The sequence below is a fragment of the Sphingomonas sp. P3_C5 genome, assembly GCF_056402635.1.
In genome coordinates this window covers 25861-40537 of record NZ_JBFUHA010000007.1, presented here as the reverse complement: position 1 = coordinate 40537, position 14677 = coordinate 25861, and the positions used below count along the sequence as shown (strand labels likewise).

At 64.0% G+C, this 14677-nt stretch carries 16 protein-coding genes; 11 read left to right on the top strand and 5 right to left on the bottom strand.

Annotated elements, in window-relative coordinates; all coding sequences use genetic code 11:
* Positions 1–5: 5 nt before the first annotated feature.
* Positions 6–668: a cyclic nucleotide-binding domain-containing protein gene (locus tag AC1DVS_RS17480; RefSeq protein WP_478025163.1), complete on the bottom strand. Its 663-nt coding sequence runs from the start codon at positions 666–668 to the stop codon at positions 6–8.
* A gap of 134 nt (positions 669–802) precedes the next feature.
* Here AC1DVS_RS17480 and rutB point away from each other — a divergent pair, with 134 nt between their 5' ends.
* The 5 genes from rutB to AC1DVS_RS17455 are packed head-to-tail and all read left to right on the top strand — an operon-like array spanning position 803 to position 4863.
* Positions 803–1528, top strand: coding sequence for a pyrimidine utilization protein B (gene rutB / locus AC1DVS_RS17475; RefSeq protein ID WP_478025161.1), 726 nt, complete (start codon positions 803–805; stop codon positions 1526–1528).
* Between the two features lie 3 nt (positions 1529–1531).
* On the top strand, positions 1532–1915 hold the full coding sequence (rutC, locus tag AC1DVS_RS17470; RefSeq protein ID WP_478025159.1) for a pyrimidine utilization protein C: 384 nt from the start codon (positions 1532–1534) through the stop codon (positions 1913–1915).
* Complete coding sequence (gene rutD, locus AC1DVS_RS17465; RefSeq protein WP_478025158.1) at positions 1915–2691, top strand: pyrimidine utilization protein D; 777 nt, start codon at positions 1915–1917, stop codon at positions 2689–2691. Before rutC ends, rutD begins: the two co-directional genes overlap by 1 nt.
* Before the next feature lie 4 nt (positions 2692–2695).
* Positions 2696–3763 (top strand): pyrimidine utilization protein A, encoded by a 1068-nt coding sequence (gene rutA / locus AC1DVS_RS17460; protein ID WP_478025157.1) that lies wholly within the window; start codon positions 2696–2698, stop codon positions 3761–3763.
* A gap of 14 nt (positions 3764–3777) precedes the next feature.
* Complete coding sequence (locus AC1DVS_RS17455) at positions 3778–4863, top strand: SGNH/GDSL hydrolase family protein (protein ID WP_478025155.1); 1086 nt, start codon at positions 3778–3780, stop codon at positions 4861–4863.
* Positions 4864–4908: 45 nt separating this feature from the next.
* Here AC1DVS_RS17455 and AC1DVS_RS17450 read toward each other — a convergent pair whose 3' ends face one another.
* The 3 genes from AC1DVS_RS17450 to AC1DVS_RS17440 form a co-directional block, all read right to left on the bottom strand.
* Positions 4909–5217, bottom strand: coding sequence for a DUF1330 domain-containing protein (locus AC1DVS_RS17450; protein WP_478025153.1), 309 nt, complete (start codon positions 5215–5217; stop codon positions 4909–4911).
* A 100-nt stretch (positions 5218–5317) separates the two neighbouring features.
* Positions 5318–5689, bottom strand: a complete 372-nt coding sequence (locus AC1DVS_RS17445) for a DUF6768 family protein (protein WP_478025152.1) — start codon at positions 5687–5689, stop codon at positions 5318–5320.
* On the bottom strand, positions 5686–6228 hold the full coding sequence (locus tag AC1DVS_RS17440; RefSeq protein WP_478025151.1) for an RNA polymerase sigma factor: 543 nt from the start codon (positions 6226–6228) through the stop codon (positions 5686–5688). The genes AC1DVS_RS17445 and AC1DVS_RS17440 overlap by 4 nt, the downstream gene beginning before the upstream one ends.
* Before the next feature lie 218 nt (positions 6229–6446).
* Here AC1DVS_RS17440 and AC1DVS_RS17435 point away from each other — a divergent pair, with 218 nt between their 5' ends.
* Together AC1DVS_RS17435 and AC1DVS_RS17430 are read left to right on the top strand one after the other, a co-directional pair.
* Positions 6447–7088 (top strand): EF-hand domain-containing protein, encoded by a 642-nt coding sequence (locus AC1DVS_RS17435; protein WP_478025149.1) that lies wholly within the window; start codon positions 6447–6449, stop codon positions 7086–7088.
* A 121-nt stretch (positions 7089–7209) separates the two neighbouring features.
* The gene (locus AC1DVS_RS17430) at positions 7210–8043 is read left to right on the top strand and encodes an EF-hand domain-containing protein (RefSeq protein WP_478025147.1); all 834 of its coding nucleotides are present in this window, start codon (positions 7210–7212) and stop codon (positions 8041–8043) included.
* A gap of 280 nt (positions 8044–8323) precedes the next feature.
* Here the strand turns inward: AC1DVS_RS17430 and AC1DVS_RS17425 are convergent, their stop codons facing one another.
* The gene (locus tag AC1DVS_RS17425; RefSeq protein ID WP_478025146.1) at positions 8324–10315 is read right to left on the bottom strand and encodes a lytic transglycosylase domain-containing protein; all 1992 of its coding nucleotides are present in this window, start codon (positions 10313–10315) and stop codon (positions 8324–8326) included.
* An 88-nt stretch (positions 10316–10403) separates the two neighbouring features.
* On the opposite strand from AC1DVS_RS17425, the gene dapA reads away from it, so the two are divergent.
* The 4 genes from dapA (at position 10404) to AC1DVS_RS17405 (ending at position 14495) form a co-directional block, all read left to right on the top strand.
* Positions 10404–11285, top strand: a complete 882-nt coding sequence (gene dapA, locus AC1DVS_RS17420) for a 4-hydroxy-tetrahydrodipicolinate synthase (RefSeq protein ID WP_478025144.1) — start codon at positions 10404–10406, stop codon at positions 11283–11285.
* Between the two features lie 49 nt (positions 11286–11334).
* Positions 11335–11817, top strand: coding sequence for an SsrA-binding protein SmpB (smpB, locus tag AC1DVS_RS17415; RefSeq protein WP_478025142.1), 483 nt, complete (start codon positions 11335–11337; stop codon positions 11815–11817).
* A 3-nt stretch (positions 11818–11820) separates the two neighbouring features.
* The gene (locus AC1DVS_RS17410) at positions 11821–12378 is read left to right on the top strand and encodes a DUF2062 domain-containing protein (RefSeq protein ID WP_478025140.1); all 558 of its coding nucleotides are present in this window, start codon (positions 11821–11823) and stop codon (positions 12376–12378) included.
* 65 nt (positions 12379–12443) lie between these two features.
* The gene (locus tag AC1DVS_RS17405) at positions 12444–14495 is read left to right on the top strand and encodes a M13 family metallopeptidase (protein WP_478025138.1); all 2052 of its coding nucleotides are present in this window, start codon (positions 12444–12446) and stop codon (positions 14493–14495) included.
* Positions 14496–14677 lie beyond the last annotated feature (182 nt).

Below are 14677 nucleotides of genomic sequence, written 5' to 3'. Positions count from 1 at the left end.
CGCGATCAGCCACCTGCGATCGTCCGGTTTGCGGCGCGCAATTTGTCCTTCACCGCGCTGGCGAGGCTTCGCTCGATCGCGATCCGCAGCCCGTCATGGTCGTCGAGGAAGCGACGCAAGGCAGTGGTCGATGCGCACCAGAAGGTGGCGGGCCCGTTCAGCGTCACGGTCGCGGTGGCCGCGTCGCCCGAGAGGATGGTCGCCTCGCCGATCAGATCACCCGCGCGGCACGTGCCGACCTGTCGCCCCTGGCTCGTCGCCTCGGCATCGCCGCTGAGCAGATAATAGAGATTGCCGACGGGTTCGCCCTCTTGGGTCAGCACCTCGCCAGCGGTGCCGCTCAGCCACAGGCCCTGATCGATGAACTGACGGGCTGCGCTGCGCGGAAGCGCGCTCAGAAAGCCGGTGCGCATCGCCTCCTCATCGTCGGTGAAGCGGATTTTGCCCTCGTGCGTGCGGTCGCCCCACAGCATCACCAGCCAGATTGCCAGGAGCAGGCCCATCCAGCTGATCGTCGCGGGATCGCTGACCAGCAAGGTCGCCCGCAACAGCAGGACGATCGCCGAGGCCGCGATCAGCTGCCGCATTCGCTGCGGCGTGCGCGCGAACAGCGCCGCGATCAGCAGCGCATAGCCGAGCTGAAGGACCAGTCCCTGGGGTGTAAACATGATGCGCGCGCTCCCTCGCTGGAAAGCGACCCGGCGCTATCATGGCGCAAAGCGCGGCCGGAGAACAGGCCCGCCTTGCGGGTCGTCGCTGAGTGGTCCAGATTACATGGCTGGTTTCATGGGGGTTTGGCGATTTGGACGAAGACGCGACGGTCAGGGTAGGGCGTTCGGAGGACGGGGTGACACTCGCCGCGCGGCCCGAACCGCTCCGCCTGTCGCCAAGCGAGACTGCGGTCGTCGTGATCGACATGCAGAATGCCTATGCCTCGCCCGGCGGCTATGTCGATCAGGCCGGGTTCGACATTTCGGGCGCTGCGGGTACGATCGGCAAGATCGCAACCGTGCTGGATACGGCGCGGCGGGCCGGCGTGCAGGTGATCTACCTGCAGAATGGCTGGGATGCCGATTATGTAGAGGCGGGTGGGCCGGGGTCGCCCAACTGGCACAAGTCCAATGCCCTCAAGACCATGCGCAAGCGGCCCGAGCTGGCCGGAACCTTGTTGGCACGCGGCGGCTGGGATTATGATCTCGTCGATGCGCTGAAGCCGCAGCCCGGCGATATCAGCCTGCACAAGACCCGCTACAGCGCCTTTTTCAATTCGCAGCTCGACAGCACGCTTCGGGCGCGGGGTATCCGCACCATCGTGTTTGTCGGCATCGCAACCAATGTCTGTGTCGAGTCGACGCTGCGCGACGGCTTCCACCTCGAATATTTCGGAGTGATGCTGGAGGATGCGACGCATCATCTCGGACCTGACGCGATGCAGCAGGCAACCGTCTATAATGTCGAGAAATTCTTCGGTTGGGTTTCCACCGTCGCGGATTTCTGCGGCAGCTTCGGCCAGACACCCAGGGAGTAGAGCATGGCTTTCGCACCAATCAACCCGCCGCAATTCCCCACCCCGATCGCGCCCTATTCGGCCGGCGCCAAGGCGGGCAATGTGGTTTATGTCTCGGGCGTGCTGGCGCTGGGGGAGGGCGGCACTGTCCTCCATGTCGGCGATGCCGCGGCTCAGACGCGGCATGTGCTCGACGTCATTAAGATCACGCTCGAGGCCGCCGGCGCCACGATGTCGGATGTGGCGATGAACCACATCTTCCTGAAGGATCTCGCCGATTATGCGGCCTTCAACGCAGTCTATGCCGAGTATTTCCCGGGCGCGAAGCCGGCGCGCTACTGCATCAAGACCGAGCTGGTGAAGCCAGATTGCCTGGTCGAAATCGCCAGCGTGGCGCATATCGGCTGATGCCTCTCAGCGCCTCCGGACTTTGGTACGAATTTCACGGGTCCGAGGATGGCCAGGTGGTCATCCTCTCGCCCGGCATGGGTGGTTCGGCCGGCTATTGGGCTCCCAATCTTCCGGCGCTGAGCGAACGCTACCGGGTGCTGCTCTATGATCACCGCGGCACCGGACGGAGCGATCGCGCGCTGCCAGGCGAAGTTTCGATCGATACCATGGCGAAGGACGTGGGCGAGCTGATCGCGGAACTCGGTGTGGCGCGCGCGCATTTCGTGGGTCATGCGCTTGGTGGACTGATCGGACTGCAAGCCAGTCTGTTGCATGCGAGGATAGGCAAACTGGTCATCGTCAATGGCTGGGCTGAGCTCGATCCCTGGTTCGAGCGCTGCTTCGAGATCCGGTTGGAATTACTGCATAAGAGCGGCCCCGCAGCTTATGTCCGCGCCCAGCCGGCCTTTCTCTATCCGGCTAACTGGATATCGGAGAATCTCGCGCTGCTTGACGCAGAAGCCGAGCATCAAATCGCGCATTTTCCACCGATCGAGAATGTGGAGAAGCGCATTGCCGCGGCCAAGGCTTTCGAACTCTGGCTCGATCTTACCGGCGATATATTGGCGATCACGGCGCTTGACGACATGCTCGTTCCGCCAAGCAGGTCGCAGTCACTCGCAGACCAGCTGCCGCTGGCAACGCTTGCCGAAATGAAATGGGGTGGCCACGCCTGCAACGTGACTGATCCCGATACCTTCAACAACCTCGTGCTCGATTTTCTGGGGAGCTAAGCACATGCAAGTCGGCGTCTTTGTGCCCATTAACAATAATGGCTGGCTGATTTCGGAGAACTCGCCGCAATATATGCCGAGCTTCGATCTCAACAAGGAGATCGCGCTTCGGGCCGAGAAATACGGCCTCGATTTCCTGCTCTCGATGATCAAGCTGCGCGGTTTTGGGGGCAAGACCGAATTCTGGGAATATGGGCTCGAGAGCTTCACGCTGATGGCCGGGCTCGCCGCCGTCACCGAGAAGATCAAGATCTACGCGACCTGCCCGACGCTGGTCATCCCGCCCGCCTTTGCCGCGCGGATGTGCAACACGATCGATTCGATCAGTCATGGCCGCTTCGGGCTGAACCTCATCACTGGCTGGCAGCGCCCCGAATATAGCCAGATGGGGCTGTGGCCTGGCGACGAGCATTTTCGCAATCGTTACCAGATGTTAGACGAATATGCTCATATCCTGCGCGAGCTCTGGGCGGAGGGCGTGTCTGACTTCAAGGGCGAGTATTACCAGATGGAGGATTGCCGCGTTCGGCCAAAGCCAGACGGCGACATGAAGATCATCTGTGCCGGCTCGTCGGACGAGGGCCTCGCCTTCTCGGCGAAATGGGCCGACTATGCCTTTTGCCTCGGCAAGGGCGTCAACACGCCAAAGGCGTTCTCGGCCAATAACGAGCGGCTCGCCGCCGCGACTGCGAAGACCGGCCGCGACGTCTCGATCTTCGTCCTGATCATGATCATCGCCGCCGAGACTGACGAGGAGGCGATGGCCAAATGGAAATCCTATAATGACGGCGTCGATGTCGAGGCGATCGCCTGGCTTGCCGACCAAGGCGCGGCCGACAAGCACAACGCGACCACCAATGTCCGGCAGCTCGCGGCGCCCGAGGGTGCCGTGAACATAAACATGGGCACATTGGTCGGCAGCTATGAGAGTGTCGCGCGGATGCTGGACGAGATGGCGGAGGTGCCCAATACCGGCGGCGTGCTGTTGACGTTCGACGATTTCCTCGAAGGCGTGGAGAAGTTCGGCACCCGCATTCAGCCACTGATGAAATGCCGGCCGGGCGTGGCATGAGCGGAGCTACGCGCATGCTCAGCCCCTCTCTACGTGCCGCAGCCATCGCCCTGCTCGCGATGGCGCCGGCCTGTGCGCAGAATTCGGCGGGGCCGGCCAGGATTCCGGTGCATGTCGGTGGTCGGGTGGCTGTCGAGCCGGACGGATCGATGCGGTTCGGCTGGCCGGGCGTCTATATCGAAGGGCGATTCAAGGGCACCGGCCTGAGCGTCGTGCTCGAAAATGGCCAGGATCGGCTGCGCTTGTTGATCGATGGCGTCGAGGTAAAACGGTTCGAAGAGATTGGTGCCAAAGTCGACAGCCGGATCGAAGGCCTTTCCGATGGCGAGCATAGCTTCAGGCTCGAAAAGCTTGCTGAAACCCAGGGCAGCTCAAGCCGCCTGATCGGCTTCTATCCGATCAACGGCGCCAAGCCACTCCCCGCGAGCCCGGGCAAAGCCAGGCAGATCGAGTTCATCGGCGATTCCTGGTCGGTCGGATGGGGCAACACCGCGCCGGGGCGTAGCTGCACATCGGAAGATGTCCACAACACGACTGATACCCAGCAGGCATATGGCGCGCGGGTCGCGCGGCATTTCGATGCCGATTACCGGATCAACGCCTTTTCGGGTTTCGGCATTGTCCGTAATTATGGCGGATCGAGCCCCGGTTCGAACCTACCTGCCATCTATCCCCGCCTCATCCCGAGCGCGCCGACGCCGCTCGAAACCAGCACCGGCGACTGGCATCCGCAGATCATCGTCATCAATCTCGGCACCAATGATTTCTCGACGCCGGTCCATGCCGGCGAAGCCTGGGCTGACGACAAGGCGCTGCGGACGGCATATCGGACGCGCTATATAGAGTTCGCGCGCGGCGTGCTCGCGAACAAGCCGGGCGCCCGGCTGATCCTGATGGGATCGGACAATTTCATCGCCGATGTCAATCAGGTCGCTACAGTCCTTCGGGAGAAAGCGCCGGGGCGGGTCTCGACCATTCATATGGGGGGTCTGGAGTTGACCGGCTGCGACTGGCACCCCTCGCTCAAGGACGATCAGCATCTCGCCGATCTGGTCCAGGCGGAGATCGGTCGCATTCACCCGCCGGCTCCGTGGGAGTGAGGTTTTCGATCCTCTATCCTGGACCATGTCCCTGAAGGATTTCGGTTAAGCCTGCTCTCCTGCTTGATTCACGCCATCCACTAGGATCAAGCTGCGATCGAGCGCCAGCGCGCGGACTTCAAGCGCGCTGGCATATTCGGTCGAGGCATACCAGCGCTCCGCTGTGGCGGTGTCGGGAAACTCCACAATCACCAAGGCTGAGGGGTGGCGCTCGCCCTCCAGCACGCGGATTTCTCCACCGCGAACAAGATAGCGCCCACCATATGCCTCGATAGAGGCGGCGGCGCGGGTGCGGTAGGTCTCCAGGATGGCGGGGTCACGCACGACGAGATCGGAAATCACATAGGCCGGCATCGATCGCTCCAACTGAACCGGCCCGTCATATGGTTGCTGACGGATAGCTTTTAACCCCGAGACACTGGTCGTCTCGGGGCATGGGCGTCGATTCCGAACCTCAGCTGCCATGGTGGCGAGCGATCTGAAGTTCGATCCGTTTCAGCTCCCGCATTAGCCGGTTGGCGTGAATCGTCGGGAACAGCGCCGTCTTGATCATCGTGGATACCACCAGCAGAACGGCGGCGGGCAACCCCCAGTGCAGCGCCGTCAGCACGTCACCCGCCTCGAAGAACCGCCACGCCGCCCAGGCGCCGCCGATGGCGGTTATCAGCTGGCCCCCTATCATCGCCACGCTCACCCAGCCCGTCCGGCCGCGGAAAATGCCAAACACCTGGGTGATGAAGCCCTGTTCCTCGCCGATGCTCCGCAGCAGGTCGCGCTCCTCGGCATCAAGGGCCTCGTCGATCAGAGTATCAACATCGCGCATCATTCGTCTCCTTCCAGCGCCACGCGGAGCGTGCGCCGGGCGTGCATGAGGCGGGTCTTCACCGTGCCCACCGGTACGTCGAGAGCGACCGCCGTCTCGGCGACGCTCATGTCTTCGAAATGAAAGAGGGCGACCGCCGCTCTTTGCCCTTCGGGCAGTGCTCGCACCGCCGCGCGGAGCCGGAGCAGGTCGTCGCCATGATCCCTTGGCGACGCCGCGTCCGGCTCGGCGGCAATCGCCATGCCCAAGGCGCGCCGCGCCTGCGCACGGCGAATCTGGGCAGCGCATCGTCGCGAGACGATCCGATAGGCCCATGCGGGAAAGGCGCGTTCGTCCCTCAGGCCCGCGAGGCCATGCACGATCTCGATCCAGCCTTCCTGCGCTGCCTCCCGGGCGATTTCGCCGTCTCCGGTGAGGCGCCAGGCATGGGCGACGAGCTTCGGATGCCAGCGCCGGGCGAGCAGCTCGAATGCCCGGCGGTCCCCGGCCCTGGCCGAGACCACCAGATATTCATCGAGAATCCGGGCGCGCGCCGCAGCCATTTTTTCCCCACCAATCCGCTCGATTGCTAAGGTGGCGCGGATGACCCGAAAGGTTCATTCGGCCGACGAAAAATCGTCCAGCGGTGTTCAGGCGAGCATAGCATGCCCGTCACGCGCGGACCCACCGATAGAACAGCGCCGCAACGATCGGCCTTGAATTCATGCTCCTGGTAGTTTCTTGCTGCATGCCCGGGAAGACTCGAGCGAGCAGGTGAAGAATGAGCGGAATCGTCTTGATGTCACTGGCGCTGGCGATGGGTCGCGCTGGTGATCAATCGGCCACGTCCCCGGCGCCGTCACCGCCCGTCGCGAGTCAGGTCGAGGACGGCACCCATGGCACCCGGCTGTTCATCAGCCCGATGGGGGAACCCTTTCGTGCCGATCGTGATCCGCAGGATATCTGGTTCGATCGGGCCGACGCAAATCATGACGGCGCGTTGAACCGGGCTGAGTTCGACAAGGATTCGGACCGCTGGTTCGCGGTGCTGGACCGCAAGCATGATGGCGAGATCGATCCCGAGGACATCGAATATTATGAATCGGTTCTCGCCCCGGAGATTCGTGTCGATTTCTATGAGGGCGTAACGGCTGGCGGCGGCGATAACGGCGGTTCGAGGCCTGTCACCCGTCTCAAGATCGGCGCGGCGCATTATAGCTATTTCGACTATCCCGAGCCGGTGATGGTCGCCGACGCCAATTTCAACCGCGGCGTCGATCCCCGCGAATTCCGGCGTGCGGCCGACAAGCGTTTCGATCTGCTGGACACCAATGGCGACGGCAAGATTGAGCGCGGCGAGTTGCCGAAGATATCCGCCCTTGTCGTCCGGCGGGCGGAGAAAAAGAACAAGCATCGCGACTAAGGCTGCAATAATCTGCTGGCCACGCGATCAGCCGGCATGGCGCCACCATTGACCTTGAAATCGCCACACAGCTGGCCGCTCCTGAAGGTCCGGGAGACGATTCGAGCGAGTGGGTGAATGAATGCGTATGATTCTTGTGACGTGCCTGGCGTTGGCGGCGGCCGGGGCCGCCGGCGCTCAGGATTTTTCCGGTGGCTCCGATGGTCAGCACAGAGGGGGCGGAGGCCCACGCGGGCGGTTGTTCATCAGCCCGATGGGCGAGCCCTTTCGGAGTGAAAAGGGCGGCGCCGATCCGGTCGATCTGTGGTTTCAGCAAGCCGATACCAATCACGACAGCGCTCTGAGTCGCGATGAATTCCAAAAGGACGCGGCACGCTGGTTTGCGGTGCTTGATCGCGGGCATGTCGGTGAGATCGATCCCGACGACATCGAATATTACGAGACCGTGCTCGCGCCGGAAATCCGCGTCGGGGGTGGTGGCGGCGGCGGCGGGCGCGGTGGCATGCGCGGCGGTGGCGGCCGTGGTGGCGGTGGCCATCGCGGCGGTGGAGGTATGGGCGGCGGTGGCGGCCATCATGGCGGCGGCGGATCGGATGGCGATGAGGCTGGTGAGCAGAGTGGCGGCCAGACCCGTGTCACTGAGGGCAAGCAGGGCGCGGCACGCTATGGCTTTTTCGATTATCCCGAGCCGATTACCGTCGCCGACACCAATTTCAACCGCGGCATTGATCCGATGGAGTTTCGCAAGGCGGCCGATGATCGCTTCGACATGCTCGTCCGCGGTCATGACGGGCTGATCCACCGGGCCGACTTGCCGAAAATCTCCGAGGTGCCCGCCGGAATGCACGGGCGCGGGCGGGGACCTGGCGGTGGAGGCCGGCGCCCGATCCCGCCGGACCAGCGGCCCGACGGTGACGGCCCAGCGCCAGCGGGTGATACAAACGCGCCACACTGAGACTGATTTTCTGCCATGGCGAGCGGCGTGTTGGGCGCAAGTACCCGACGCCGCTCGGGTAGTCTGGCGAAAAGGGTGACGCGAGGCTTACCACTTGGCGGAATTGATGGCCGCGGCACTCGCGGGACTGCCTGGCTGTGGGCGCCGTTTGCAGCAACTGGCGTTCCGCCGCCCCATTTCGTTGTTGCCCGCGCGCTTCAGCCGTTCTTTTCGGTGCCGCTCTATCGCCATCGCTCATAAGAACAGCGACGATGACTATTGTACGCAGCGCGGCGCGGAATCACCCAGGCCGGCTCTTCCCCAGATACCAGCTAAGCCGGTTTGCGCCTTGTGAGCGCGAGTGTTGCGGGTTCATCAGGTCATAGACCACCGCATTCTCGAGCACGCGCTGGACGTAATTCTTGGTTTCGTAAATTGGGATCGCCTCGATCCAGTCGACGATGTCGACGCTGCCCGTGCGCGGATCGCCGTTCGCCCGCAGCCATTTGTTCACATTGCCCGGCCCGGCATTGTACGCCGCGACCGCCAGCGGATAGCTCGCATAGAGATTGTAGATGTGCCGGAAATAGTTGGATCCGACCATGATGTTGTAATCGGTGTCGGTCGTCAGCGCGCCGGGGTTATAGCCCAGCCCCATCTTGGTCGAGACCTCGCGTGCTGTGCCCGGCATCAGCTGCATCAGCCCGCGTGCGCCGGCATGGCTGACGGCGGCGCGGTCGAACTGGCTCTCCTGGCGCGCGATCGCATGGATCATCGTCCAGCTGTCGTCGCTCGCCGCGGGCACCCTCACATTGGGGAAGCCGACGGTGCTGTATTCGCTGAGGCCATTCTGCAGCGCGCTCCGCCCGACCATCACGCCGAGATCGGGCCGGCCGAGGGTCCGCGAAAGCTCGGTCGCGAGCACATGGTCGCTGTCGGACTTGGCGTCGATCGCGATCTGGCGGACGAACGCGGTCTGGCCCTGCCAGTCGCCCGCGGTGCCGAGATATTGCGCGGCCCGCACCGTCTCGCGACTATAGAAGGCGGTGCGCACGGCGGGGTCGACCGGCTTCATCAGCGGATCGCCCGGCGGCGTCAGCGGCAGGCCGAGCCGCTCGATCGCGAGCTGGCCGTAGAACAGATCGCGGAAACCGGCGGCGCGGCTGTAATAGCCGTTCGCCTCCTCACGCCGCCCGGCTGCCTCGGCGGCGCGCCCGGCCCAGTACATGCCCTTCGACTGTGTCGTCGGCGTCTTCGAACCGCCGGCATAGCGGACGAACATGCCGACCGCGTCCGAAGGCCGGCCGAGCTGCTTCATCGCGGTCTGGCCGGCGAGCCACATCAGGCTGGTATAATTGTCGCGCTCGGCAAAGGGCTGGATCGAAACGTCAGTGCCGGGCGGATAGGCGTCGTCGACCTGGCGGGCGATGTCGAAGGCGGTCTCATATTGCGCGTCAGCAGCGGCGCCGCGCGCATTGGTCAGCAGCACGTCGAACCAGCGGTCGATATCGGCCGGGCGGTTGGTCAGCGCCTGGCGGCGGGCGAGCAGGCTCCGGGCGCTGGTCGAGGCGCCATTGGCGCGGAACCAGGCGGCGCGGTCAGCGAGATAGCCGGGGTCGCCGGCGCCGAGCGAAGACGTGGCGGCCGCGAGATCGGAAGCATTGGCTGCGTTGGTCCGGAAGGCGATCCGGGCCTCGAACAGCGGGCGCCTGGCCGGGCTCGTCAGGGCAAGCTGGCGCTGGGCCGACTGGATCGAATTCTGCCACAACAGCATGTCCATGCGCGCGTCATGGTCGGCCGGGGTCAGCGCGCTGGAGAAGCTGCCGAGCAGCTTTGCCTCGTCGCTGGCGGGCAGTGTTCCGGCGGTCCAGGCTTTCTCGGCGGCAAGGCTCGCCTCGGCCTGCGAACCCGTCGCCGCCAGCGCCTCGGCGAAGCGCACCTTGCCTATGGCGGTCAGCGGCGGGAAGCGGCGGAAATAGGCGGTCGCGGTGCTGGGCGACCAGTTGGGGCCGGTCAGGGCATTCTCGGCGCTGCGGCGCAGGGCCATCTCGCCGGGCCAGCCGGGATGCGCCAGCAGGAAACGTGCATAGGTCTCGAACGGATAGCTCGAGACATCCTGCAGCGATCTCCACTCGGCGATGGTCGAGGACAGCGCCGTGGTCGCGGCTGCCGATCCCTGAAGCGCCTGCTGCGCGCGGCCCCACCCCAGCTGATCCTGCGCGACGCTCGAGCTCACGGCGAGGCCCGAAACGCCGGCGACAAGAAGCCCCGATTTGATCAAGGACGGTATCATATGGACAGGATATGCCACGCAAACGTATCTGTCCCGTTCAAAATAACGAAAAATGACGGGATTTGCGTCCCGCAGGAGCATATTAGCCATGTTTTCGGGATCGATCCCGGCGCTCGTCACGCCGTTCACTGACGACGGGTCGTTCGACGAGACCGCCTATCGCGATTTCATCGAGTGGCAGATCGCCGAAGGGTCGACCGCGCTGGTGCCGATGGGCACTACCGGCGAGGCTGCGACGATGAGCGCCGAGGAGCATTTCCACGCCGTCCGCGTCTGTGTCGATCAGACAAAGGGCAGGGTGCCGGTCATCGCCGGCGCCGGCTCGAACGACACCCGCGTCGCGATCGAGAACATCAAGGCCTCGAAGGAAGCCGGCGCCGACGCCGCGCTGATGGTGCCGCCTTATTACAATCGTCCGAACCAGGAGGGCATCTTCCGCCATTTCGAAGCGGTGGCGAACAGCTGCGACCTGCCGATCTTGCTCTACAATGTGCCCGGCCGCACGGTGACCGACATCCATGTCGAGACGATGGGGCGGCTGGCACAGGCGTTCGCGAGCATCGTCGGCGTCAAGGATGCGACCGGCATCATCCAGCGCGTCTCCGCCCAGCGCGCTGCCTGCGGCGACGGCTTCTGCCAGATCTCGGGTAACGACGACATGGCGCTCGCCTTCAACGCGACCGGGGGCAGGGGCTGCATTTCGGTAACGGCGAACGTCGCGCCCCGGCTGTGTGCCGAATTCCAGGCGGCCTGCCTCGCCGACGATTACGAAAAGGCGCGAAGGTATCAGGACCGCCTGTTCCCGCTCCACGTCGCGCTGTTCACTGACGCCTCGCCGGGCCCGGTGAAGTACGCACTGAGCCGGGTGAAGCCCGATTTCCCCAAGGCCCTCCGCCTGCCGATGACCTGGCCGGGCGAAGCCAGCCAGCGGGCGGTGGATGCGGCGTTGCAGGTGGCGGGGCTCCTCTAGCCTCGTCCCGCTTCCATTCCGCGGCGCGCGCGCCTACATCGCCCCTCCCATGGCCCGCCCCAAACCGCCCGTCTTCGAGAAAACCAAGATCGTCGCCGAGAACCGGCGCGCCAAGTTCGATTATGCGATCGACACCGTCTATGAGGCCGGCATTGCGCTGACCGGCACCGAAGTGAAGTCGCTCCGGGCAGGGCAGGGCTCGATCGCCGAGAGCTATGCCGAGGTGAAGGACGGCCAGGTCTGGCTGATCAATTCGAACCTGCCTGAGTTCAGCCATGGCAATCGCTTCAACCATGAGCCGAAGCGGGCGCGCAAATTGCTGCTGCACGAGCGCGAGATCAAGCGGATGCACGGTGCTGTCGCACGCGATGGCATGACGCTTGTGCCGCTGATGATCTACTTCAACTCCAAGGGCAGGGCGAAGGTCGAGCTTGCGCTGGCCAAGGGCAAGAAGGCGCATGACAAGCGCGAATCGATCAAGGAACGCGACTGGCAGCGCGACAAGGCTCGGTTGATGCGAGAGAAGGGCTGATGCGTGGCCGCGGCTGACCCGCGCGGCTGGTTCGCGCGCGCTTCGGGATGGGTGCAGCACCACGCCCCGACCCGCGAGAGCATCGAAGCCAATCGCTTCCTGCGGCCGGTCGCCCACCGCATTCTCGTACCTGCCTTGTGGCGCTTCAACCGCCGCTCAGTGCCGCGCGGCGTTGCGCTCGGCCTTTTCGCCGGCATCCTGTTTCCTTTCCCGCATATGGCGCTGGCCGCAGTGTTCTCCCTGCCGCTCCGCGCCAATGTGCCGACCGCGGTCGCGACGACGCTGGTCAACAATCCCGTCACCTTCCTGCCGATCATGGCGACTGCCTATCGGATCGGCAATTGGGTCCTCGAGCTGGACCATGCAGTGCCGGGCGAACCGATCGCCACCAACGTCAAGGCCAATGCCGGCTGGTTGCACAGGATTGTCGCGGAGGGCGCTCTGCCGACGATCGTCGGGCTGTTTCTGATGGCGATCACGCTCTCCGCGATCGGCTATTTCGCGACCAGCCTGATCTGGCGGTGGCGGGCAGGCGACAAGTGGCGAAACCGTCGCAACTGATACCGGTTTGACGTGGCGTATTGCTGCGGTAGAACAGCGGCAATCCCGAAAATCGGAGTCGCTCAATGAAACGCTCGCTCGCCGTCCTGTTGCTGTCCGCCACCGCTATCACCGGCTATGCCGCCGCGCACGCCGCTTCCGAAGCCGGCGCGCCGGCCGTGTCTCCACCCGCCGCCCCCAAGCCGACCTTCGGCGATTTCGGCGTTGACGAAGCCGGCATGGACAAGAGCATTGCGCCGGGCGACGATTTCTACAGTTATGTAAACGGCACCTGGGCGAAGAACACTCCAATCCCCGCCGACAAGGCCAATTACGGCGCGTTCGACGCGCTGCAGGATCTGTCGCGGACGCGTACCCATGACATTCTCGAAGCACAGCGCGCCGATCCGAATTCGAAGATCGGCGCCGCCTACGCCGCCTTTCTCGACACCGCCACGATCGAGGCGAAGGGTCTCGCGCCGATCAAGCCCTGGCTCGACCAGATCAAGGGCGTGAAGTCCAAGGCAGGGTATGCCGCCCTGGTCGCGGATGCCACGAACATCGGCGTTGCCGGACCGTTCGGTTCAGGCGTCACGCAGGACGCCAAGGACCCCGAGCATTACGCGCTCGAGATGGAGCAGGACGGCCTCGGTCTGCCCGACCGCGATTATTATCTGAACGTCAATCCAAAGCTCGACGCGGCCAAGACCGCTTATCAGGCGCATATCGCGAAAATGTTCACCTTGGCGGGTGAGCCGAACGCCGAGGCACGGGCGAAAGCGATCGTCGATTTCGAGACGGAGATTGCGAAGGTAAGCTGGACCAACATCCAGAACCGGGATGCCAACGCCACCTATAACAAGATGAGCGTCGCCGCACTGACCAAGGCAGCCCCCGGCTTCGACTTCGTCACCTATTTCAAGGGCATCGGCACCCCGGTCGATACTGTGATCATCGACCAGCCCAGTGCCGTCTCCGGCATTGCCGCACTGATCGACAAGGCGCCGATCGAGGTGCTGCGCGACCAGTTGCTGATCCGCTCGCTCGACGGCTTCGCGGCCGTGCTTCCCGCAGCGTTCGACAATGAGCGCTTTGCGATGTTCGGCACCGTCATCTCGGGTACGCCGCAGCAGCAGGACCGGTGGAAGCGCTCGGTCGATTATACGAGCCGCATCCTCAATGACGAGGTCAGCAAGCTCTATGTGGCCAAATGGTTTCCGCCCGAGACCAAGGCGGCGGCCGACGCGCTGGTGAAGAATGTTATCGCCGCCATGAATGCGCGGATCGACAAGCTCGACTGGATGAGCCCGGAAACCAAGGTAAAGGCGCACGCCAAGCTCGCCGCCTTCACGCCGCGGATCGGCTATCCCTCACAGTGGCGCGATTACTCCACGCTCAAGATCGTGCCGGGCGATGCGTTCGGCAATGCGGTGCGCGCCAATCAATGGGCGCACGCCTATAATATCGGCAAGCTGGGCAAGGCGATCTATCGCTGGGAATGGGGCATGACCCCGATGACGGTGAATGCCCAGGCGAACCCGACCCTGGTCGCTATCACCTTCCCGGCCGCGATCCTGCAGCCGCCCTTCTTCGATCCCAATGCAGATCCGGCGGTCAACTATGGCGGTATCGGCGCAGTGATCGGCCATGAGATGAGCCATCATTTCGACGATCAGGGCGCGAAGTTCGATCTTCACGGCCAGCTGACCGACTGGTGGTCGCCCGCCGACGTCGCCGCTTTCAAACAGCGCACCGATGCGCTGGTGGCTGAATATGACGCCTATGAGCCACTGGCGGGCACCCATCTGAAGGGTGCCCTGACGCTCGGTGAGAATACCGCCGATCTGGCTGGCCTCAGCGCGGCCTATGATGCGTACCACGCCTCGCTCGGCGGCAAGCCGGCGCCGGTGATCGGCGGCTATACCGGCGACCAGCGCTTCTATCTCGGCTGGGCGCAGGTCTGGCGGCGCAGCTACCGGGAGGCGGATATGCGCAATCGGCTGCTCACCGATCCGCACGCGCCCTCGCAGCAGCGCGCCTGGATCGTGCGTAACCTCGACCCTTGGTATGCGGCGTTCCAGCCCAAGCCAGGCGAGAAGCTGTATTTGACGCCCGAGCAGCGTGTGCGGATCTGGTAGCAGCTTCCTCGATTTTCAGCGTCACCCCGGACTTGCTCCAGGGTCTATCGTCCCGCAAACGCAACATCTGAAGCGCTTGCGGAGACATGGATGCCGGAACAAGTCCGGCATGACGGTTGAGGATTTGCGCGCTGGCTAGTTTGCAACCGTCTCTAGTGGGCGATGACAAAGGGGTTGAGGCG

Excerpts from the sequence above, each read along its gene's own strand:
- AC1DVS_RS17480 (WP_478025163.1), bottom strand. The coding sequence starts at position 668 with ATGTTTACACCCCAGGGACTGGTCCTTCAGCTCGGCTATGCGCTGCTG.
- rutC (WP_478025159.1), top strand. The coding sequence starts at position 1,532 with ATGGCTTTCGCACCAATCAACCCGCCGCAATTCCCCACCCCGATCGCG.
- rutD (WP_478025158.1), top strand. The coding sequence starts at position 1,915 with ATGCCTCTCAGCGCCTCCGGACTTTGGTACGAATTTCACGGGTCCGAG.
- rutA (WP_478025157.1), top strand. The coding sequence starts at position 2,696 with ATGCAAGTCGGCGTCTTTGTGCCCATTAACAATAATGGCTGGCTGATT.
- AC1DVS_RS17455 (WP_478025155.1), top strand. The coding sequence starts at position 3,778 with ATGCTCAGCCCCTCTCTACGTGCCGCAGCCATCGCCCTGCTCGCGATG.
- AC1DVS_RS17450 (WP_478025153.1), bottom strand. The coding sequence starts at position 5,217 with ATGCCGGCCTATGTGATTTCCGATCTCGTCGTGCGTGACCCCGCCATC.
- AC1DVS_RS17445 (WP_478025152.1), bottom strand. The coding sequence starts at position 5,689 with ATGATGCGCGATGTTGATACTCTGATCGACGAGGCCCTTGATGCCGAG.
- AC1DVS_RS17440 (WP_478025151.1), bottom strand. The coding sequence starts at position 6,228 with ATGGCTGCGGCGCGCGCCCGGATTCTCGATGAATATCTGGTGGTCTCG.
- AC1DVS_RS17435 (WP_478025149.1), top strand. The coding sequence starts at position 6,447 with ATGAGCGGAATCGTCTTGATGTCACTGGCGCTGGCGATGGGTCGCGCT.
- AC1DVS_RS17430 (WP_478025147.1), top strand. The coding sequence starts at position 7,210 with ATGCGTATGATTCTTGTGACGTGCCTGGCGTTGGCGGCGGCCGGGGCC.
- AC1DVS_RS17425 (WP_478025146.1), bottom strand. The coding sequence starts at position 10,315 with ATGATACCGTCCTTGATCAAATCGGGGCTTCTTGTCGCCGGCGTTTCG.
- dapA (WP_478025144.1), top strand. The coding sequence starts at position 10,404 with ATGTTTTCGGGATCGATCCCGGCGCTCGTCACGCCGTTCACTGACGAC.
- smpB (WP_478025142.1), top strand. The coding sequence starts at position 11,335 with ATGGCCCGCCCCAAACCGCCCGTCTTCGAGAAAACCAAGATCGTCGCC.
- AC1DVS_RS17405 (WP_478025138.1), top strand. The coding sequence starts at position 12,444 with ATGAAACGCTCGCTCGCCGTCCTGTTGCTGTCCGCCACCGCTATCACC.